General features: G+C 73.2%; 19 protein-coding genes. 13 read left to right on the top strand and 6 right to left on the bottom strand.

The window, feature by feature from the left end; all coding sequences use genetic code 11:
• Nucleotide 1 precedes the first annotated feature (1 nt).
• From ACIPSE_RS29450 to ACIPSE_RS29470, 5 genes are read left to right on the top strand one after another with little or no spacing between them, the layout of a single operon-like run.
• The gene (locus ACIPSE_RS29450) at nucleotides 2-493 is read left to right on the top strand and encodes a (2Fe-2S)-binding protein (protein ID WP_401668158.1); all 492 of its coding nucleotides are present in this window, start codon (nucleotides 2-4) and stop codon (nucleotides 491-493) included.
• Entirely contained in the window at nucleotides 490-2,883 is a 2,394-nt protein-coding gene (locus ACIPSE_RS29455) for an aerobic carbon-monoxide dehydrogenase large subunit (protein ID WP_401668160.1), read from the top strand. Before ACIPSE_RS29450 ends, ACIPSE_RS29455 begins: the two co-directional genes overlap by 4 nt.
• Before the next feature lie 11 nt (nucleotides 2,884-2,894).
• Complete coding sequence (locus ACIPSE_RS29460; RefSeq protein ID WP_401668162.1) at nucleotides 2,895-3,758, top strand: XdhC family protein; 864 nt, start codon at nucleotides 2,895-2,897, stop codon at nucleotides 3,756-3,758.
• Nucleotides 3,755-4,624 carry an AAA family ATPase gene (locus tag ACIPSE_RS29465; RefSeq protein ID WP_401668164.1) on the top strand — a complete coding sequence of 290 codons (870 nt, stop codon included), beginning with the start codon at nucleotides 3,755-3,757 and terminating at the stop codon, nucleotides 4,622-4,624. Before ACIPSE_RS29460 ends, ACIPSE_RS29465 begins: the two co-directional genes overlap by 4 nt.
• 11 nt (nucleotides 4,625-4,635) lie before the next feature.
• Entirely contained in the window at nucleotides 4,636-5,838 is a 1,203-nt protein-coding gene (locus tag ACIPSE_RS29470) for a VWA domain-containing protein (protein WP_401668166.1), read from the top strand.
• On the opposite strand, the gene ACIPSE_RS29475 is transcribed toward ACIPSE_RS29470, so the two are convergent.
• The 4 genes from ACIPSE_RS29475 to ACIPSE_RS29490 all read right to left on the bottom strand — a co-directional run bounded on the left by ACIPSE_RS29475 (nucleotide 5,822) and on the right by ACIPSE_RS29490 (nucleotide 10,388).
• The gene (locus ACIPSE_RS29475) at nucleotides 5,822-6,778 is read right to left on the bottom strand and encodes a LysR family transcriptional regulator (RefSeq protein ID WP_401668168.1); all 957 of its coding nucleotides are present in this window, start codon (nucleotides 6,776-6,778) and stop codon (nucleotides 5,822-5,824) included. The two genes, ACIPSE_RS29470 and ACIPSE_RS29475, sit on opposite strands and share 17 nt — an antisense overlap.
• A gap of 114 nt (nucleotides 6,779-6,892) precedes the next feature.
• Nucleotides 6,893-7,345 carry a flavodoxin family protein gene (locus ACIPSE_RS29480; protein WP_401668170.1) on the bottom strand — a complete coding sequence of 151 codons (453 nt, stop codon included), beginning with the start codon at nucleotides 7,343-7,345 and terminating at the stop codon, nucleotides 6,893-6,895.
• A 50-nt stretch (nucleotides 7,346-7,395) separates the two neighbouring features.
• Nucleotides 7,396-9,699, bottom strand: coding sequence for an ABC transporter permease (locus tag ACIPSE_RS29485; RefSeq protein WP_401668172.1), 2,304 nt, complete (start codon nucleotides 9,697-9,699; stop codon nucleotides 7,396-7,398).
• A complete protein-coding gene (locus ACIPSE_RS29490) occupies nucleotides 9,696-10,388 on the bottom strand; it encodes an ABC transporter ATP-binding protein (protein ID WP_401668175.1) in 693 nt (230 codons plus the stop codon). Before ACIPSE_RS29490 ends, ACIPSE_RS29485 begins: the two co-directional genes overlap by 4 nt.
• A gap of 235 nt (nucleotides 10,389-10,623) precedes the next feature.
• Between ACIPSE_RS29490 and ACIPSE_RS29495 the strand changes: the two genes are divergently transcribed.
• From ACIPSE_RS29495 to ACIPSE_RS29515, 5 genes are all read left to right on the top strand, one after another.
• The gene (locus ACIPSE_RS29495) at nucleotides 10,624-11,943 is read left to right on the top strand and encodes a sensor histidine kinase (protein ID WP_401668178.1); all 1,320 of its coding nucleotides are present in this window, start codon (nucleotides 10,624-10,626) and stop codon (nucleotides 11,941-11,943) included.
• Nucleotides 11,928-12,689: a response regulator gene (locus ACIPSE_RS29500; protein WP_401668180.1), complete on the top strand. Its 762-nt coding sequence runs from the start codon at nucleotides 11,928-11,930 to the stop codon at nucleotides 12,687-12,689. Before ACIPSE_RS29495 ends, ACIPSE_RS29500 begins: the two co-directional genes overlap by 16 nt.
• A 229-nt stretch (nucleotides 12,690-12,918) precedes the next feature.
• Nucleotides 12,919-14,109, top strand: coding sequence for an alanine--tRNA ligase-related protein (locus ACIPSE_RS29505; RefSeq protein WP_401668301.1), 1,191 nt, complete (start codon nucleotides 12,919-12,921; stop codon nucleotides 14,107-14,109).
• A gap of 103 nt (nucleotides 14,110-14,212) precedes the next feature.
• A complete protein-coding gene (locus ACIPSE_RS29510; protein WP_401668182.1) occupies nucleotides 14,213-15,121 on the top strand; it encodes a 5-dehydro-4-deoxyglucarate dehydratase in 909 nt (302 codons plus the stop codon).
• Nucleotides 15,118-16,377, top strand: a complete 1,260-nt coding sequence (locus ACIPSE_RS29515) for a glucarate dehydratase family protein (protein WP_401668184.1) — start codon at nucleotides 15,118-15,120, stop codon at nucleotides 16,375-16,377. The genes ACIPSE_RS29510 and ACIPSE_RS29515 overlap by 4 nt, the downstream gene beginning before the upstream one ends.
• A gap of 2 nt (nucleotides 16,378-16,379) precedes the next feature.
• Here ACIPSE_RS29515 and ACIPSE_RS29520 read toward each other — a convergent pair whose 3' ends face one another.
• Nucleotides 16,380-17,879: a methionine--tRNA ligase gene (locus ACIPSE_RS29520; RefSeq protein WP_401668186.1), complete on the bottom strand. Its 1,500-nt coding sequence runs from the start codon at nucleotides 17,877-17,879 to the stop codon at nucleotides 16,380-16,382.
• Nucleotides 17,880-17,942: 63 nt separating this feature from the next.
• On the opposite strand from ACIPSE_RS29520, the gene ACIPSE_RS29525 reads away from it, so the two are divergent.
• Complete coding sequence (locus tag ACIPSE_RS29525) at nucleotides 17,943-18,230, top strand: hypothetical protein (protein WP_401668189.1); 288 nt, start codon at nucleotides 17,943-17,945, stop codon at nucleotides 18,228-18,230.
• Between the two features lie 19 nt (nucleotides 18,231-18,249).
• Here the strand turns inward: ACIPSE_RS29525 and ACIPSE_RS29530 are convergent, their stop codons facing one another.
• On the bottom strand, nucleotides 18,250-18,924 hold the full coding sequence (locus tag ACIPSE_RS29530; protein WP_401668191.1) for a DNA polymerase beta superfamily protein: 675 nt from the start codon (nucleotides 18,922-18,924) through the stop codon (nucleotides 18,250-18,252).
• Between the two features lie 132 nt (nucleotides 18,925-19,056).
• On the opposite strand from ACIPSE_RS29530, the gene ACIPSE_RS29535 reads away from it, so the two are divergent.
• A complete protein-coding gene (locus tag ACIPSE_RS29535; protein ID WP_401668194.1) occupies nucleotides 19,057-19,743 on the top strand; it encodes a lipoprotein in 687 nt (228 codons plus the stop codon).
• Nucleotides 19,744-19,860: 117 nt separating this feature from the next.
• Nucleotides 19,861-20,424 (top strand): hypothetical protein, encoded by a 564-nt coding sequence (locus ACIPSE_RS29540; protein ID WP_401668196.1) that lies wholly within the window; start codon nucleotides 19,861-19,863, stop codon nucleotides 20,422-20,424.

The following is a 20,424-nucleotide window of genomic DNA, read 5'->3' on the forward strand; positions in this document are numbered from 1 at the left end:
CGTGCAGGTCACGATGACCGTCAACGGGGAAGAGGTCACCCGGGAGATCGAGGGGCGGCTGCTGCTCGTCCACTTCCTGCGGGACCATCTGCGGCTGACCGGCACCCACTGGGGGTGCGACACCAGCAACTGCGGCACCTGTGTGGTGTGGCTGGACGACGAGCCCGTCAAGTCGTGCACGGTGCTGGCCGCGATGGCCGACGGGCACGCGGTGCGCACCGTCGAAGGGCTCGCGACCGACGGTGAACTCGACCCCGTGCAGCGCGGGTTCGTCGAGTGCCACGGACTCCAGTGCGGGTTCTGCACCCCGGGCATGATGATGACCGCGCGCGCCCTGCTGGACCGCAACCCCGACCCGTCCGAGCAGGAGATCCGGGAGGCGATCTCGGGACAGATCTGCCGCTGCACCGGCTACGCCACCATCGTGCGGTCCGTGCGCTGGGCCGCCGCCGAGGAGGCCGGGAACCGGACCACCGTGACGGAGGCGTCATGACCACCGTCGACGACTCCCGTGCCACCGCGTTCGTCGACAACGACCAGAAGCCCTGCGGCCACGGGCGGATGCTGCGCAAGGAGGACGCCCGTTTCGTGCGCGGCAGGGGCCGCTACGTCGACGACCTGGACCTGCCGGGCATGCTGCACCTGGCCGTGCTGCGCTCGCCCCTCGCGCACGCCCGGATCACCAGTGTCGACACCAGTCTCGCCGAGGCCCATCCGAAGGTCCGGCTGGTGGTGACCGGCGCCATGCTCGCCGAGAAGGGCCTGGCCTGGATGCCGACCCTGTCGGGCGACGTGCAGGCCGTGCTCGCCACCGACAAGGTGCGGTTCCAGGGCCAGGAGGTCGCCTTCGTCGTCGCCGAGGACCGCTACGCGGCCCGGGACGCACTGGAGTTGATCGACGTCGAGTACGACCCGATCGACCCCGTCATCGACGTACGCTCCGCCCTCTCCCCCGCCGCGCCCGTCATCCGCGACGACCTGGAGGGCAAGGCCGACAACCACTGCTTCGACTGGGAGACGGGCGACGCCGCCGAGACGGAGGCCGCGTTCGCGCGCGCCGAGGTCGTGGTCACCGAGGACATCGTGTACCCGCGTGTCCACCCGGCGCCCATGGAGACGTGCGGCGCGGTCGCCGACTACGACGCCGTCGACGGCAGGCTCACCCTGTGGTCCACCACTCAGGCCCCGCACGCCCACCGCACCCTGTACGCGATGGTCGCCGGGCTGCCGGAGCACAAGATCCGGGTGATCTCACCGGACATCGGCGGCGGCTTCGGCAACAAGGTCCCGATCTACCCGGGTTACGTGTGCGCGATCGTCGGGTCCCTGCTCACGGGCAAGCCGGTGAAGTGGATGGAGGACCGCGCCGAGAACCTCATCAGCACCGGCTTCGCCCGCGACTACGTGATGCGCGCCGAGATCGCCGCGACCCGCGAGGGGAAGATCCTCGCCCTGCGCACCCATGTCCTCGCCGACCACGGCGCGTTCAACGGCACAGCGGCGCCGGTGAAGTACCCGGCGGGCTTCTTCGGCGTGTTCACCGGCAGTTACGACCTGGAGGCCGCCTACTGCAAGATGACGGCCGTCTACACCAACAAGGCGCCGGGCGGGGTCGCGTACGCGTGCTCGTTCCGGATCACCGAGGCCGTGTACCTGGTCGAGCGGATCGTGGACTGCCTGGCCTTCGAGCTGGACATGGACCCGGTCGCGTTGCGGATGCGGAACTTCATCCAGCCGGAGCAGTTCCCGTACCGCACGAAGACGGGCTGGACGTACGACTCCGGGAACTACCCGCCCACCATGGAGCTGGCCCAGCGGCTCGCCGGGTACGACGAGCTGCGCGCCGAGCAGGCGGAGAAGCGGGCGCGGGGCGAACTCATGGGCATCGGGGTGTCGTTCTTCACGGAGGCGGTCGGCGCCGGGCCGCGCAAGGACATGGACATCCTGGGCCTCGGCATGGCCGACGGCTGCGAACTGCGGGTCCATCCGACCGGGAAGGCCGTCGTCCGGCTGTCGGTGCAGACGCAGGGGCAGGGCCACGAGACGACGTTCGCGCAGATCGTCGCCGAGGAACTCGGCATCCCTCCGCAGGACATCGACGTCGTGCACGGCGACACCGACCAGACGCCCTTCGGGCTCGGCACCTACGGCAGCCGTTCCACGCCCGTCTCCGGAGCCGCCGCCGCGCTGGTGGCCCGGAAGGTGCGCGACAAGGCGAAGCTGATCGCCTCGTCGATGCTGGAGGTGTCGGTCGCCGACCTGGAGTGGGAGAAGGGTTCCTTCCACGTCGCGGGCGACCCCAAGGCCGCGGTCACCATCCAGGACATCGCACTGCGGGCGCACGGCGCCGGGGACCTGCCCGACGGCGTGGAGGGCGGCCTGGAGGCGCAGATCTGCTACAACCCGGAGAACCTCACCTACCCGCACGGCGCCTACATCTGCGTCGTCGACATCGACCCGGGCACGGCGAAGGTGACCGTCCGCCGGTTCGTCGCCGTCGACGACTGCGGCACCCGCATCAACCCGATGATCATCGAGGGGCAGGTGCACGGCGGTCTCACCGACGGGGTCGGCATGGCGCTGATGGAGATGATCTCCTTCGACGAGGACGGCAACTGTCTGAGCGGCTCGCTGATGGACTACCTCATCCCGACCGCGCTCGAAGTCCCCGACTGGGAGACCGGGTTCACCGTGACGCCGTCGCCGCACCATCCCATCGGCGCCAAGGGCGTGGGCGAGTCCGCGACCGTCGGATCACCGCCCGCGATCGTCAACGCCGTCGTCGACGCGCTCAAGCCGTTCGGGGTCCGGCACGCCGACATGCCGCTCACCCCGTCCCGGGTGTGGGAGGCCATGCGCGGCCGGCCCGCTCCGCCGATCTGAGGAAGGCCGTGATGACGGGCAACGTGAGCGCGCGGGCGCTCGAACTCGCCGAGCGCCGGGTGCCGTTCGTGCACGCGCGCGTGGTGCGTGCCCAGGCACCCGCCTCCGCGCACCCCGGCGACGAGGCCATCGTCCACGGCGACGGCACCATCGACGGTTTCGTCGGCGGCCTGTGCGCCGAGGGCTCGGTGCGTACGGCGGCGCTGGGCGCGCTGCACGGGGGCGCGCCGCTGTTGCTGCGCGTCCTGCCCGAGGGCGAGTCCGGGTTCCCGGAGGCGCCCGGCGCGCAGGTGGTGGTCAACCCCTGTCTCTCCGGCGGCGCTCTGGAGATCTTCCTCGAACCGGTGCTGCCGCCGCCCCTCGTCGAGATCGTCGGTTCCACGCCCATCGCCGAGGCGTGCCGGGCCTTCGCCGGGGTGCTCGGCTACGCCACCTCGCCCTCCGTGCCCGGCGAGCGGGTGGCGGCGGTCGTCGTGGCCGCTCAGGGGCACGGCGACGCGGAGGCCGTACGGGCCGCCCTCGACGCGGGTGTTCCGTATGTCGCGCTGGTCGCCAGCAGGCGGCGCGGCACGGCGCTCCTCGCCGAACTGGGCCTGGACGAGGCGGAGGGCGCCCGCGTCCACACCCCCGCCGGACTGGACATCGGCGCCCGCACGGCACCGGAGGTCGCGCTGTCGATCCTCGCGGAGGTCGTGCGGACCGTGCGCGCCGCGCCACCGGCGGCGCCCTCGCCGGCTCCCCGCACGGCGGTGGACCCCGTCTGCGGAATGACGGTGACGGTCACCTCCGGCACACCCCGTCTGTCCACCAAGGACGGCGAGTTGTGGTTCTGCGGTCCGGGCTGCCGCGACCGGCACGCGGCGGGGGCGGTGTGAGCGAGCTCTTCACGGACGCGGAGGACGTGCGCCAACGCCTGGACACGGTGGGCCACTTGGTCGACGAGGGCACGGCGACCGCCCTCTACCTCGCGACCGTGCTGGACCGTCCGCTGCTGGTGGAGGGTGAGCCGGGCGTCGGCAAGACCAGCCTGGCCAAGGCGCTCGCCCAGGTCCTGGACACCCCGCTCATCCGCCTCCAGTGCTACGAGGGACTCACCCCGGGTGAAGCCCTCTACGAGTGGAACCATCAGCGTCAACTGCTCGCGATCCGGCTCACCGAGGCCCATGGCGGGCGGCTGGCCGACGCCGATCTGTTCACCGAGGCGTTCCTGCTGGACCGGCCGTTGCTGCGGGCGGTGCGGCATCAGGGTCCGCTGCCGCCCGTGCTGCTGATCGACGAGATCGACCGGGCCGACGACGAGTTCGAGGCGCTGCTCTTCGAGTTCCTCGGCGAGGCCGCGATCACCGTGCCCGAGCTGGGTACGTTCGCCGCGGTCCGGCCGCCCGTCGTGATCCTGACCTCCAACCGCAGCCGTGAACTCCACGACGCGCTGCGCCGCCGCTGCCTCTACCACTGGATCGACTTCCCGGCGCCGGAGCGTGCCGCGCAGATCCTGCGGCGCACGATCCCCGCCGCGAGCGAGTCGCTGATCGCGACGACGACCGGGCTCCTGGGCCGTGTCCGCGCGCTGGACCTCGACAAGGCGCCCGGCCTCGCGGAGGCAATCGACTGGGTCTCCGCGCTCGCCGCCCTCCATGTCACCCGGCCGTCCCGCGCGGATCTCCTCGGCACGCTCAGCGCCGTCGCCAAGAGCCCGGACGACCGGGAGGCCATCGCCGGGGCCCTCGACAGCCGGCCGTGACCGGCACCGGCATGAGCGACACCGGGATGAGCGACACAGGCGTGGACGACACCGGCGGGTCCCGCCCCGACCGGGCCGCGCTCGCCGTCGCGCTCACCGGACGGCTCAGGGCGCGGGGGGTGACGGTGGGCCTCACCGCCGCGCAGGACTTCGTCCGCGCGCTGGACGCCGTACGGCCCGTGTCGAGGTCGGCCCTGTACTGGACGGCACGGGTGACGCTCGTGCGCGATCACGCCGAACTGCCGTTGTTCGAGGAGGTCTTCGGGGCGTTGTTCGGGCCGCAGACCCTGTCCGTCGCCGAGCGGCGCAACCCGAACGTGCCGCCGCCCGGACGGAGTTCCGGGGCGACGGCGGGTCCGGGCGCCGACGGGGGCAGCCTGCCGTGGATGACACCGGCGCTCGTCGAGGCCGCCGACGACGAGGTCGGTGTCACCGTCCCCGAGCGCCTGCCCAGCGCGGTCGCGGGCGCCCTGGACACGCCGTTCGAGCAACTCGACTCGGACGAGGCCGAGTTGCTGGGCGCGTGGCTGGAGCGGGCGGTGCGGCAGTGGCCGGTGCGGCGGTCGCGGCGGTTCGCCGTGCGGCCGGGCGGGCCCCGGGTTGCGATCCGGGAGACGGCGGCGCGGGCGCGGCGTACGGGCTGGGAGCCGGTACGGCTGGTGCGTACGGGGCCCGTGAAACGGCCGCGGCGGGTGGTGATGCTGTGCGACGTGAGCCGCTCGATGCAGGCCCAGGCGCAGGCGTATCTGCATCTCATGCGGGCCCTGGCCCTGGGCACGCGAGCGGAGGCCTTCGCCTTCGCGACCTCGCTGACCCGGCTCACCCCGGCGCTCACGCACCGCTCGGCGCGCGTGGCGCTCGACGAGGCGACCGAGCGGGTCACCGACCGGTTCGGTGGCACCCGGATCGCGCACTGTCTCGCCGCGCTCCTCGCCTCCCACCACGGCGGCACGCTGCGGGGCGCGGTAGTCTTCATCGCCTCCGACGGCTGGGACGGCGACCCGCCCGAACGCCTCGCCGCGACGATGGCCCGGCTGCGCCGCCGCGCGCATCTCGTGGTGTGGCTCAACCCGAGGGCGGGCGTGCCCGGGTTCGAGCCGCGCACGACGACGCTGGCCGCGGCGCTGCCGTACGTCGATCTGCTGCTGCCCGCGGGCACGTTCGGGGAGCTGCTGAAGGTGCCCGGCCAGGTGGGGCTCAGCTCCACAAGGTGACGTGGATGGCCGGGCGGAAGCGGCCCGCGGTCACGCCCGCGCCGCGCAGCATCGCCTGGGTGGCGCGGGGGGTGGTGACGAAGCGGCGGAGTTCGGCGGCGGCCTCCGGGGCTTCGCGGTCGGCGAGGGCGAGGAGGTTCCAGGAGCCGCGGGCGGGCAGGTGGGGGCCGTCGAGGCGGTGGAGGTCCCCGGCGGCGACGGCCTTGGTGACGGCGAAGGAGACGGCCAGGGCGATGCCCTTGCCGTTCTTGGCCTCGTCGACGCAGGCGGCCTGGCTCTGGAAGATGCGCTGGTTGTGGTCGGGCACGCTCAGCCGGCGCAGCACGGACGGGACGAGTCCGGTGCGGCCGACGGCGGAGGGGCCGAGAAGCCAGGTCTGTTCGCGCAGTTCGGTCGCGCCGACGGTGCGGCCCGCGAGGGGGTGGTCGGCGCCGACGACCGCGACGATCTGGTAGTTGAGGAAGTGCGTGCAGGTCATCGTCGCCTCGACGGCGGCGGGCCTGGGGCCGATGGCGACGTCGACCGCGCGCGTCCGGAGCAGTACCGGGAAGCGGTCAGGGTCGTGGACGCTGAGTTCGACGTCGAGGTCGGCGGCGCGGTGCGCGAACAGTTCGATCAGGCCCGGGGCGGCGTGCTCGGCGAAGAGGGTGGAGGCGGCGATGCGCAGTTGCCGGCGGCCGGAACCGGCGTGGCGTACCTCCAGGATCGTGCGGTCCTGGAGGCCGAGCAGTTCGGCCGCCCGGCTGGCGAGCCGGAGCCCGCCGGGGGTGAAGGCGAGGGTTCCGGCGGTGCGGGTGAAGAGGCGGTCGCCGAGTTCGCGGCGCAGATGCGCGATGTGCATGGAGACGGCGGCCTCGGTCACGGCCAGATCGGCCGCCGCCGCCTTCACGGAACCGAGCCGTGCGATGGCTGAGAAGGCCCGCAGTTGTGCCGGGGTCAACAAGAACCTCCCGCGTTCACCACGAGTGACCGTCCACCTGTGACCTGGCCTCAAATTAGCGCACCAGTTCACCGGGGGCTACGGTCGTGCTCCGCCTCCGCGGACCTCGTCCGGTCAGTCCGTCAGCCCGGCGGCGAGCGTGGCGCCCAGTTCCCAGCAGGCCCGCGTCCGCGCCGTGTCCGGCTCCCCGGTGACGGTCACGGGCTCCGCCGCGAGCCGCCAGCCGAGGCCGGTGGTGACGGTCTCGACGGAGCGGACGGCGCCGGTGACGTCGCTGCCGCCGTGCACGTAGTAGCCGAAGGGGCGCCCGCGCGTCTCGTCCAGGCACGGGTAGTAGACCTGGTCGAAGAAATGCTTGAGAGCCCCCGACATGTAGCCGAGGTTCGCCGGTGTGCCGAGCAGGTAGGCGTCGGCGGCCAGGACGTCGGACGCGGTCGCCGCGAGCGCGGCCCGCCGTACGACGTGGACGCCCTCGATCTCCGGGGCCGTGGCTCCGGAGACGACGGCCTCCAGCATCGCCTGGCAGTGGGGCGAGGGGGTGTGATGCACGATCAGCAAGGTGGGCACACCTCGAACCCTGCCGCCGCCCCCGGTTCCGGCGCAAACGCGCCGCTCGGTCACTCCGTGCGCAGCGCCGTCGCCGTGCGGGTCCTCGCCGCCCAGCCCGCCGGGAGCAGCGCGCCCAGGACGGCGATGAGCAGGCCGGCCGCGCCCAGGAGGAGCAGTTCCGGCGTGTCGTACACGTCCAGGACGGTGTTCGGCAGCCGTGTGCCCGCGCCCTCCGCCATCACCGGGAGCACATAGGCGTGCAGCGCGTACCCGACGGGGACGCCGATCGCTCCGCCGATCACGCCGATGCCGGCCACGGAGGCGAGGACGAGGCCGACGGTCTGCCGGGGTGTCATGCCGACGGCCTTGCAGACGCCGAGGTCGTGGACGCGTTCGCGGGTGTCAAGGACGACGGAGTTGAGCACGCCGAGACCCGCGACGGACACCAGCATGAGGGTGAGCAGGGCCGCCATCGCGTCGAGCAGGATGATGATCGTGTCCTGCTGGGACGGGGCGTTGGCGCGTGCCTCGCCGCCGAGCGCGCCGACCGTCGCGTTCAGCTGCTCGGCGTACCGGGCGGCGTCGGTGCCCTGGGTCACCTGGACCATGAAGACCCCGGTCACGGCGGCGGGGAAGTCCGAGGCGCTCGCCTGGATCTCGAACCGGTCGTCGTCGGTGCCGAAGCCCTCGCCGACGATCCGCAGGGTCCGCGTCTCCTTCCCGTACGTGACGCGCACGGTGTCGCCGATCTTCGTCGCCGTGGTCTCCAGGAACCGGGTCGAGACGACGACCTGCCCGCCGCCCGTCAGCCAGTGCCCGTCGATCATGGCGTGGGCGCCGGAGGCGATGTCACCGTCGTAGAGGGTGGCGTCCACGGTGCCGGAGATCCCGGCGACGGTGACGTCCGCCTGGGCGACGCCGTAGGAGGAGGCGGTGCCCGTCTGCGCGTCGATGGCGGCGCGGATCCCGGCCGGGTCGGCCTCGGCTCCGGGAGGGCCGGAGAAGACGGTGACGGCGGCGTTGCTCTCGGGGTCCTGGGCGCGGCCGACCTCGTCGAGGGACGAGGTGAGGCCGAGGGCGAAGGTGGCCGCGACCGTGCCGAACGCGACCGCGAGCAGCATCGCCAGGGTGCGCACCGGGTGCGTGAAGGGTCCGGCGAGGCCGTAGGTCACCGCGCGCGGCAGGGGCAGCCGGCCCGCGGCGCGGTGCGCCCACCGGCCGCGCCCGGAGCGGGGTGCCCGGCCCACCTCGATGGCCTCCACGGTGCTCAGCCGTCCGGCGCGCAGCGCGGGGACGAGGGCCGCGAGGCCGACCACGCCGACCGTGCCGACGGCCACCAGGACGTCCACCCACCAGGCCACGGCCAGGGAGGCGGTGCCGTAGATCGTCTCGGTGTCGCTCAGGAGCGGCAGCGCCATCAGGTTGCCGAGGACGATGCCGAGCGCGATGCCCGCCCCCGCCGGGAGGAGCGCCTGGGCGACGTAGGCGCGGACGACCTCGCGCGGGGTGAAGCCGATCGCCTTGAGGATGCCGATCCTGCGCAGCCCGGTGCCGACCGCGCCGCTGACGACACTGCCGACGATGATGACCGACATGACGACGCCGAGGATCCCGAAGGCGAACAGGAACGGCACGGTCGCCGCGGCGTTGGAGTCGGCGGCGCGCTTGGTGTCCAGCCAGGACAGGGTGCCGAGCAGCGCCCCGGAGGGCACGGCGGCGGCGAGCCGCCCGCGGTCGGCGGCGATCTGCTCCTTGGTGCCGGCCTCGTCGAAGCGGTAGAGCATCTGCCGGGTGACCGGACTGTCCTTCGTGGCCAGCGCGTTCACCTGCTCGGGGGTCGCCCACGCGTCGGCGGTCCTGCCCACGGACAGCGCGAAGCCGACGACCCGCAGGGTCGTGCCGTCGGGGGTCTTCAGAGTGTCGCCGAGTCGGAAGGCGGGCCCGTCGAAGGCCGCGTCGAGCACGATCTCCCCCGAAGCGCGCACCCAGCGACCGGACTTGAGGTCGAGCCGGTCGACGTCGCTGTCCGGGTCGGAGCGTCCGGCGAGGGTCATCGCCGGGGGCTGCCGGCCCATCTCGTCGAGCGCGCTCAGCGAGGTCACCGGGTAGGGTCCGGAGGTCGCGGTGACGCCGTCCACGTCACCGGTGGCCCTCACCTGGGCGTCGGTGGCCTTGCCGGGGTCGTACTCGGCGGTGACGTGGGCGCCGTTCTGCTGGGCGAAGGCGTGCGCGAAGGGCGCGTCGGCGGCCACCATCAGCGACCCGGCGACGACGGCGGCGGCCACGGCCATCATCGTGGCCAGGGCGACCACCAGGGTCTGCACGCGCCGCCGGCCGACGCCGGACCGGACGACCCTGCCGAGTACGCTCATCGCACGGCCTCCGCGCGGGTGTCGAGGGCGAGATGGCCGTCGACGAGATGGATGGTGCGGCTCGCGACCGCCTCCGCGAGCGCCGGGTCGTGGGTGACCAGGACGATGGTCTGTCCGCCCCGGTGCAGTTCGAGGAGGAGCTCCCGTACGTCCCGGCCGGAGGCGGTGTCGAGGGCGCCGGTCGGCTCGTCGGCGAGGAGCAGGGCGGGCCGGTTCACCAACGCGCGGGCCACGGCGACCCGTTGGCGTTCGCCGCCGGAGAGGCGTCCGGGGTAGGCGTGGGCGTGCTTCTGGAGGCCGAGGACCTCCATGAGCTCACCGGCCCGGGAGGCGGCCTTGCGCCGTGCGGTGCCGGTGAGTTGGGCGGGGAGCTGGATGTTGTCGGTGACGGTCAGGTCGTCGAGGAGGTTGAAGAACTGGAAGACCATGCCGATGCGTTCGCGCCGGTGGCGGGCCAGCGCGTGTTCGCCGAGGTGGTCGATGCGCTGCCCGGCGACGGTGACGGTGCCCGTGGTCGGCTTGTCGAGTCCGGCGACCAGGTTGAGGAGCGTGGACTTGCCGCTGCCGGAGGGGCCGGTCACGGCGAGGGCCTCGCCCTGGGCGACGGAGAGGTCGATCGGTCCGAGCGCGGGCGCGCCGGCACTGTCGTAGCGCTTGGCCACGCCGGTCAGTTCGATCAGTGGTGTCATGGGAGTTCGTCCGTCCTCGCGGTCGGTTCGGGTCGGGCCGGGCGGGCTCGTGCCGTTCCGGTCCGGCGAACGTAGGGGCGGCGGCGGGTGCGGCGCGTCCGCCGGGGCACCGACTTGCGGCCGTCCGCGCGAAGGACCCGGCCGTCGCGTCGTCCGCGCGGCGTACGTCCCGGGTACCGGTTCCCCGCCGTCGAGGCGGACGCGCGGGCGGGCCGGCGGGTCGCACAATGTGCGGATGGAGACGGAGGACCGGCGCGGGTGGCGTCGGCAACTGCGCGACGCGGTACGGCCGGAGATTCGGCGCGGCCCGTTGTCGCGGCGGGAGCTGCGCCTGGACGTGGTGCTGGCGGTGCTGCTGACGGTGGTCGCGCTGTACGCGGCGGCGCGCTATCCCGGCGACGGGCCGATCCGGGTCGATCCGAGGGCCGGGATCACCCCGTCGCCGCCGCCCCTGCCGCCTGTCCCGCCCGGCGCCGAAGTGTCCGTCGGCGTACGGCCCGAGGCACCGTTCGGCGAGGTCCAGGTCTCCCCCTCCTGGGGGTTGGTGGTGCTGTCCGCGCTGCCGCTGGCGGCCCGGCGGCGTTACCCGCTGGCCGTGTTCGCGGTCGTCCTGGCGGCCGTGCTGGCCATCGGCGACCAGGCGTCCTGGATCAACGTGCTGACGTGTGTGGTGGGCGCGTACAGCGCCGTCATGTACAGCAGGCACCGGGCGGGGGCGATGGCCGCGATGCTGCTGGGGGCGGTGCTGGCGGGGGTGGCGTTCCGCGACACCGAGCCGATCCTGCCGGGCTGGTCGAGCCCCGCGGTCGTGCTGCTGATCGCCGGGGTGCTGGCCGCGCTGGCCCGGTTCTGGCGCCGGCGGCTGGCGGCCGGCCGCGAGCGGCTGGCCCGGCTCCAGCGGGACCAGGAGGAGGCGACCCGCCGGGCCGTGGAGGAGGAACGGGCGCGCATAGCGGCGGAGTTGCACGATGTGGTGACCCACAATGTGAGCGTGATGGTCATCCAGGCGGGCGCGGCTCGCAAGGTGATGGACGTGGCCCCGGAGCGGTCGAAGGAGGCGCTGCTCGCCGTGGAGGCGGGCGGCCGGGCCGCGATGGCCGAACTGCGGCATGTGATGGGCCTGTTGGCGGCACCGTGTGCCGAACACCCCGAGGATCTCGAACCGCAGCCCGGGCTCGCGCAGCTCGACGCGCTGATCGGACGGGTCCGGGCGGCCGGGACGCCGGTCGCGCTGGCGGTGTCCCTGCCGCCGGAGCCGTTGCCGCCGGGCCTCGACCTCACGGCGTACCGGGTCGTGCAGGAGGCGCTGACCAACACGATCAAGCACGCGCCGGGCGCCGATGCCTCCGTGATGATCGGCTACGCCGAGGACACCCTGGAGATCGAGGTGCTGGACACCGGTGCCCTGCACGCCGCGCCGCCGGCCGACGGGAACGGCCGCGGGCTCATCGGCCTGCGGGAGCGACTGGCCGTCTACGGGGGCGAGTTGACGGCGGGCCCGACGCTCGCGGGCGGCTACCGGGTGAAGGCGCGCGCTCCTTGGCGGTCGGTGTGAGCGGGCGGGCGCTGCGCGCGGTCATCGCCGACGACCAGGCGCTCGTCCGCACGGGCTTCGGGATGATCCTCGCCGCGGACGGCATCGAGGTGACGGCCGAGGCGTCCGACGGGGCGGAGGCGGTCGAGGCCGTCCGGCGCACCGGACCGGACGTCGTCCTCATGGACGTCCGGATGCCGCGGATGGACGGCATCGAGGCCACCCGCCGCATCCTGTCCGGCGGCGCCGCCGAGGGCACGAGGGTGATCATCCTGACCACCTACGACCTGGACCACTACGTGTACGCCGCGCTCACCGCCGGTGCCAGCGGCTTCCTGCTCAAGGACGTGACCCCGGAGCACCTGGTGGCCGCCGTGCGGCTGGTGCAGTCGGGGGACGCGCTGCTCGCCCCGGCGATCACCCGCCGGCTCATCGAGCGCTTCGCCCAGCGCGAGGAGGCCCCCGCGGCCACCGCCGCCCCGCACCGCGACCTGGCGGGACTGACACCGCGCGAGCTGGAGGTCCTGCGGCTGCTCGGGACCGGCCTCAGCAACGCGGAGCTGGCCGAGCGGCTGTTCCTGAGCCCGACCACGGTGAAGACGCACGTCGGGCGCATCCTGTCGAAGCTCGATCTGCGCGACCGGGTCCAGGCGGTGGTGCTCGCCTACGAGACGGGGCTGATCACGCCCGGCGCGGAGCGCGCCCCGGGTGCCGAGGGGGGCGGCGGAAAAGCGGGAGACGGCCGGGGCGCCGATCACTACGGTTGATCCATGAAGTCCTTCAGGCACCGTCACACCGCAGCCGCGCGAGCGACCAGCTCCCCGGCTGCCGACGCCTGATCCGACTCACTTCTCCCCCCGGCGGCCGGAAACGGACCGCCGGTGCGGTGCGCGCCTCCAGCCGTCTTCCGCCACCCGTTCCCGCGGTCCTTTCCGGTCCCACGACCGAAGGAACCCCGCCATGGACACCGTCCCCAGCACCGTCGTGAACAGCGTCATGACCACCGAGCGGACCCTGCGCACCTTCCTCGACTTCTACGTCGAGCGCGGCCATCACCTGATCACCGGCAGCACCCTCCTCCCGCCGCCCGGCGACCCGGTCCTGTTCACCACGTCCGGCATGCACCCGCTCACCCCCTACCTGGAGGGCCGCCCCCATCCGCTGGGCCGGCGTCTGGTCAACGTCCAGCGCTGCCTGCGCACGACCGATCTGGAGGAGGTCGGCGACTCCACCCATCTGACGCTCTTCGAGATGCTCGGCTCCTGGTCGCTGGACGACTACGGCCATCCGCAGAGCCTGCGCTGGGGCCACGAGCTGCTCACCGACGGTTTCGGCATCCCGCGTTCGCACCTGTACGTCACCGTCTTCGGCGGGGACGGCGAGGTCGGCCCGGACACCGGTTCCCTCGGCCTCTGGGAGGAGCTGGGCGTGCCGGTGGAGCCGACGACGGACGAGAACTGGTGGTCCAACGGCCCCGTCGGCCCGTGCGGGCCCGACTCGGAGATCTTCGTGTGGACGGGCGGTGACACCCCGCCCACGGGCAGCCCCACGACCGATCCGCGCTGGGTCGAGGTCTGGAACCACGTCCACATGAAGTACCGCCGCCACGAGGACGGCTCCCTGGAGCCCCTGCGGTCGCCGTCCGTCGACACGGGGATGGGCCTGGAGCGGCTGCTGAGCGTCCTCCAGGGCTGCGACTCGGTTCACGAGACCGACCTCCTGCGGCCCTGGTCCCGGTCGGTCCGGCCGTTGTGGGACCTCGGCGTGGAGGAGCTGCGTCTGGTCTGCGACCACCTGCGGTCGGGGATCGTCGTGGTCGGGGAGGGCGTACGGCCGTCCCCCAGCGGTCGCGGCCACGTGCTGCGCCGGCTGGTGCGCCGGCTGCTCACCACGCTGTGGCAGCGGGATCCCACCCGCACGCTCGGCGATCTGCCGGGCGGACTCGTGGACCACACCCTGGACCACTTCCGGATGGACGTGGGCCGGGACGAGGTGCGCAGCGTGCTCCTGGACGAGGAACGCCGGTTCCGCGGGCTCCTCGACCGGGGCCGGACGGTTCTGTCCCGCCCTCGGTTCCGGGGCCCGCTGACCGACGAGGACCACGAGTACCTGCACGACACGCACGGCCTGCCCCGGGACCTGGTGATCCACCTGCGTGGTCCGCAGCCGCCCGACGTCTTGTCTTGACATGCGGTCGGAGTGGTTCGTAGCTTGGGCTGATCATTTAGAAACGTGAAGCTGGTTCATGTACATGAATATATGAACCTCCGGAGTGCGCAGAGCGGGAGACATGAAGTTCCAAGGAGTGCTGTTCTTCCCGGTGACACCGTTCACCGCGGACGGGTCCCTGGACGAGGAACGGCTGGCCCGGCACATCGAGTCCGGGGTCACCGCGGGGGCGGGCGGCGTCTTCGTCGCCTGCGGCACCGGCGAGTTCCACGCCCTGACGCCGGACGAGATCGAGCGGGCCACCCGGGTCGCGGTCGCCGCGACCGCGGGCCGGGTGCCCGTCCTCGCGGCGGCCGGCGGACCGGTCCCGGTCGCCCGCGACCAGGCCGCCCGGATCGCCCGCGCGGGCGCCGACGGCATCCTGCTGCTCCCGCCGTACCTGGTGACGGCCCCGCAGCAGGGCCTGGTGCGCTACGTCGAGGAGATCGCCGCGGCGAGCGACCTGCCCGTCGTCTTCTACCAGCGCGGAACCGCCCGCCTCACCCCCGCGACGGCCGCCACGATCGCCGCCCTCCCGCAGGTCGTCGGCCTCAAGGACGGCATCGGGGACATCGAGGGGATGCACCGGATCGTCCGGGCCGTCCGCGCCCTCCCCGAGGGCCGGGACTTCCTGTTCTTCAACGGTCTGCCGACCGCCGAGATGACCGCGCCCGCCTACCGGGGCATCGGCGTCGGCCTGTACTCGTCGGCCGTCTTCGCCTTCGCCCCCGAGATCGCCCTGGCCTTCCACGGCGCCCTCGCCCGGGGCGAGGACACGCTGGTCTCCACCCTGCTCGACGAGTTCTACGGCCCGCTCGTGCGCCTGCGCGACGAGGTGCCCGGGTACGCGGTGGCACTGGTCAAGGCGGGCGTGACGCTCAGAGGCCTGGACGTGGGCGGCGTACGGGCCCCGCTGGTGGACCCGGCTCCGGAGCATGTGGCGCGGCTCGCGAAACTCATCGATCACGGCCTGGAGGCGGTCCACGCATGAACCCCACGAACCCGACCCGGATCAGGGAACTGATCGTCACCCCGATCGCCTTCCGCGACCCGCCGCTGCTCAACTCCAACGGCGTCCACGAGCCCCTCGCCCTGCGGATCGTCCTCCAACTCGTCCTGGAGGACGGCACGGTGGGCCTCGGCGAGTCCACCGGCGGCGCCGTCCGGCTGGAGCGGCTCCTGACCGCGGCCAAGGTGGTGCCGGGCATGGACGTCTTCGACACGACGGCCCTGTCCGCCGCGATCGACGCCGCCCTGCTGCCCACCGTGCCCAGCTCGCACGAGCGCGGCTGGACGACCTCGGCCGTGGAGGTCGCCTGTCTGGACGCCCAGGGCAAGCTGCTCGGCCGCCCGGTCAGCGACCTGCTCGGCGGCGCCGTACGCGACGAGGTGCCCTTCGCGGCCTACCTCTTCTACAAGTGGGCCGAGCACCCGGCGCTCGACGGCCGTCCGGCGGTGGGTGACGACTGGGGCGCCGCCCTCGACCCGGCGGGGATCGTCGAGCAGGCCCGGCTGATGCAGGAGCGGTACGGCTTCCGCTCGTTCAAGCTGAAGGGCGGTGTGTTCCCGCCGGACGAGGAGATCGCCGCGATCCGCGCGCTGGCCGAGGCCTTCCCCGGTCAGCCGCTGCGCCTGGACCCCAACGTCGCCTGGACGGTGGAGACCTCACTGCACGTGGCGCGTGAACTGGACGGGGTGCTGGAGTACCTGGAGGACCCGACCAGGGGCATCGAGGGCATGGCGGAGGTGGCGCGGGACGCCCCCATGCCGCTGGCGACCAACATGTGCGTGGTCGCCTGGGAGCACCTCAGGCCCGCCGTGGAGCAGAACGCCGTGCAGGTCCTGCTCACCGACCACCACTACTGGGGCGGTCTGCGCCGCACCCGCGAACTCGCCGCCGTCTGCGAGGCGTTCGGCATCGCCCTGTCGATGCACTCCAACTCGCATCTGGGCATCAGCCTGGCCGCGATGACGCATGTCGCCGCGGCCATCCCGAACCTCGACCACTCCTGCGACACGCACTACCCGTGGAACTCCGCCGACGACGTGATCGTCCCGGGCGTCCTGGAGCTGCGGGACGGCGCGGTGAAGGTGCCCACGGGTCCGGGTCTGGGCGTCGAGCTCGACCACGAGGCACTCGACCGGCTGCACCGGCTGTACGTGGACTCCGGTGTCCGCGGCCGGGACGACACGGGCTACATGCAACGCTTCGACCCCTCCTACGAGTTGAAGCTGCCCCGCTGGTGACCTCACCCCCCGAGCCGGCGGAACGGCGGGGGCGCGGACGGGAGGACGCCGTCCACCGGCGTCACCCGCCGGGCGATCCGCTCCGCCGACTCGGGGACGAACGGACGCAGTTCACCGGCCAGGACACGGCACGCGGCGACGAGCGCGCCCAGCACCGCGTCCAGCCGTTCCGCCTCGCCCGCCCGGGCCAGTTCCCAGGGCCGGGTCGCCTCGACGCACCGGTTCGCCGCCTCGACGATCTCCCGCACCGCGCGCAGCGCCCGCCGGAAGTCGAACCCCTCCAGGGCCTCGTCGATCCTGCCGGGAGCCTCCCGGCAGGCCTCCCCCAGGGCCACCGAGGCCGGGTCGGACGCCGCGACGGACTCGGGCACGATCCCGTCCCGGTACCGGTGGACCATGGTCACGACCCGGTGGACGAGGTTGCCGAGGCCGCCCGCGAAGTCCGCGTCGGCGCGCTCGACCAGCCGGTCCACGGTGAAGTCGGCGTCCCCCACCCGGGGCACGTCCCGCAGCAGCCACCACCGCACCGCGTCCGTGCCGTACTCCGCGGTCAGCGCCACCGGATCGACGGTCGCGCCGCCGGACTTGCTGATCTTGCGTCCGCCGACGGTCAGATAGTCGTGGACGAGGACGTCCGTAGGCAGCGGCAGCCCGGCCGACAGCAGCATGGCGGGCCAGTACACGGCGTGGAACCGCACAACTCCCTTGCCCACCAGATGGATACGACGGTCACCGGCCGTCCACCAGTGGTCGTGGGCGGGGTCGCCGGTGCCGTAGCCGAGGCTGGTGACGTAGCTGCCGAGGGCGTCCCACCAGACGTAGACGACCTGGCCGGGATCGTCGGGCACGGGGATGCCCCAGCCGTGGGCGCGGGTGCGGGAGCGGGAGACGGAGAAGTCGTGCAGGCCGCCGTCGATCAGGGCCAGCACCTCGTTGCGGCGGACGGCGGGTTCGATCCGCAGGGTGCCGTCCGTGATCAGCTCCCGTAACCCGCCGGCGTACCGGGACAGCCGGAAGAACCAGTTCTCCTCGGCGACGCGCCGGGGTTCGGTGCCGTGCTCTGCGCATCTGCCGTCGACGAGTTCGTCCGGCGTCCAGAACTGCTCGCAGCCGACGCAGTAGAGCCCTTCGTACTCCTTGCGGTACAGGTCGCCGGCCGCCGCGCAGCGCCGCCACAGCCGCTCGACGCCGATGCGGTGGCGGGGGTCGGCGCTGGTGCGCAGGAAGTCGTCCAGGGAGAGGGCCAGCGGCTCGCGCAGCGCGGCGAACGCGTCCGCGTTGCGGTCCACCAGGGTCCGCACGTCGACGCCCTCGGCCTGCGCGGCCAGCACGTTCTTCAGGGAGTTGTCGTCCGTCCCGCTCGTCAGCCGGACGTCGGCGCCGCGCAGCCGGCCGTGCCGGGCGAGGGTGTCCGCCTGCACGAGTTCGAGGGCGAAGCCCAGATGCGGGCGGGCGTTGACGTACGGGATGGTCGTGGTGATGTAGTGCCGTGGTGGGGTCAAAGTTCCTCCTCGGCCGGCGGCGCGGGCGGTGACCGCACCCCGGCGGCGCTAGGGTCGAACACCATGACGATTCAGTTCTGTGTCCTGCTGTGGGCCCGGCCCGGCCGCGCCGACGCGCTCGCCGCCTACGAGGACAGGGTTCTGGCCCTGCTGGGCGAGCACGGCGGCAAGGTGGTGCAGCGGGCGCGAGCCGACGGCGCCGAAGGCCGCCCGGACGAGGTGCAGTTGATCGAGTTCACCGAGCGGGCCGGATACGACGGCTACCTGTCCGACGAGCGGCGCACCGCCCTCGCGGCCGAGCGCGACGCGGCGGTCGCGCGCACCGATCTCTACCCCGTCGAGTTCGTCTGACCTTCCTGCCTCTGGGCGGTCAGGCCGCCATGGGTGTGTAGAAGCGGGCACGGACGCGCAGCAGCCACGCCTCCACCGCCGCCTCGTCCGGCTCGTCCGGCAGCGCCGGGCGGGTCTCGTCGAAGGCCGTCTCGTACCGGGCGAGGAGCGGGCGGGCGGCCGACGGGTCGGCGGCCACGCGCTCGCCGAACGCGCGGTACTCGTCCGGGTTGTCGAGACGGATCGTGAGGTGGCCGGTGGCGTACAGCTCCAGGCCCTGATGGCACAGCCGCTTGAGGTGCCGCGCGTGCTTCGCGGTGCGGTGGTCGGGGGCGCGGTTCTCCAGCCGCCGGAACTGCTGCGTGGCGTACCCGAGATAGGCGTCGCGGATCCGCTTGGCGCTGAGGAACGACATGCGCAGGCCGATCAGTTCGTCGCCCAGCGGGGTCCGCACCTCGTACAACTCGGGCGGCAGCCAGGCGAGTTCCATGGCGGTGGGGTTGCCGCCCAGCGCCAGACGGCACCACTTGGCGGCCTCGTGCAGGGTCCGGTCCGGGTCGGTGCTGACATGGGACTCGCGCGGTGTGCGCAGGCCGAGCAGGGCTTCGGTGGGCACGGCGAACATGCCGAGCCGGTCCACGTCGGAGCCCTCGTGCGCGAGGCCGTACGCGGTCGAGCCGACGATGCCGGACAGCAGGACGTTCGGAACGGTCATGATCGGCCACCTTTCTCCTCCGCCCCATTGTGCTGACCTGCGGCGACCCGGGGCATCCGGTTTTCCGCGCCCGGGCCGGTCGTCGGCACCCTCCGCTAATGTGTGCCGCCTCGATCGAAGGGAGACACGGCGGTGCTGGTCAGGGCGGGGAACGCGGGGCGTCGGATGGCGCAGGTGGCGTTGCTGGCGGGGGTGTTGGCGGGGTGCTCCGAGGACACCGGGGCGAGCGGGGAGAAGGAGGACGCGAAGGCGTCCGCGAGCGTGTCGGCGAGCGCCTCCGAGGGCGCCGTGCGCGGGGGGACGGTCGGTGCGGCGGGCTCGGCCTGTCTGCTCCCGGTGGGTTTCGACACCGCGGCCGAGTGGCGGGCGGACGCGCTGGACGGATCGTCCGCCGACCCCGAAGGGGACGGCGACGGCAGCGGGAGCGGAGAGGACCTGGCGGCGCTGCTCCGTCAGGGGCCGGTCTCGCTGGTGTGCGAGATCGACGCCAAGCCCGCCGGGCACATCGGCTTCCTCCGGGTCTACACCGCGGAGCCCGGCGAGGACGACGCCGAGGCCGTCCTCAAGGCGTTCGTCGCGGGCCAGGACGGCACGGACAAGGCCCGGTACAGCTCCTTCGAGGCGGACGGCCTGACCGGAGCCGAGGTGTCGTACCTGAGCACGAGCGAGCTCCTGGAGGAGACGAAACCGGAGGCCGCCTTCGCCGTCGTCACCCCGGACGGCCCGGTCGTCGTGCACCTCGGCGGCATGGACGAGGAAGAGCACAAGGACATGCTCCCGGCCTTCGAGCTGGCGAAGAGGACGCTGCACACCGTCTGACCGCGGGCCACGCGGGCCGCGGGCGGTCCGCGTGGCGCGATACCGGGACAAGCTGCAACCATTGACCCGTCCGGGTTGTCTCACCAGATATCAGGCACAACAACCCTGGGGGACATCATGCGACGCACCCGAACCGCATGGATCACGGCCGCTCTCGTCACGGCGACGCTGGGGCCGGCCGCGGCCCCAGCACAGGCCGCCGCCGCGACCTGCCCGACCGGCTGGGGCAGCCAGACCAAGAGCCGGGAGGCCGGCACGACCGACTCCGTGCGCAACGCGCGGACCGGCCGGAGCGCCTGCTACGACCGGCTGGTCATCGACGTACCCGGGGCGGACAAGGCCGCGCTCGGCTACTCCGTCCGGTACGTCGACCGGCTGCGCCAGGACGGCTCGGGGCGGGTCGTCCCGGTGTCCGGCGGGGCAGTCCTGGAGGTGCGCGTGGCCGCGCCCGCGTACGACCCCGCGACCGGGGCCCCGACCTATCCCGGCCGGGTGGGCCGTCCGCTGCCGGGCGTGGACCTCACCGGGTACCGCACGTTCCGGGACGCCCGGTTCGCGGGCAGCTTCGAGGGCGACACCCAGTTCGGCCTCGGCGTCCGCGGCAGGCTCCCGTTCCGGGTGCTGCCGCTGGACGGCCGGGTCGTGGTGGACGTGGCCCACACCTGGGGCGCGAAGCCCTGA

It is taken from the genome of Streptomyces sp. NPDC090106, assembly GCF_044747265.1.
GTDB lineage: Bacteria > Actinomycetota > Actinomycetes > Streptomycetales > Streptomycetaceae > Streptomyces.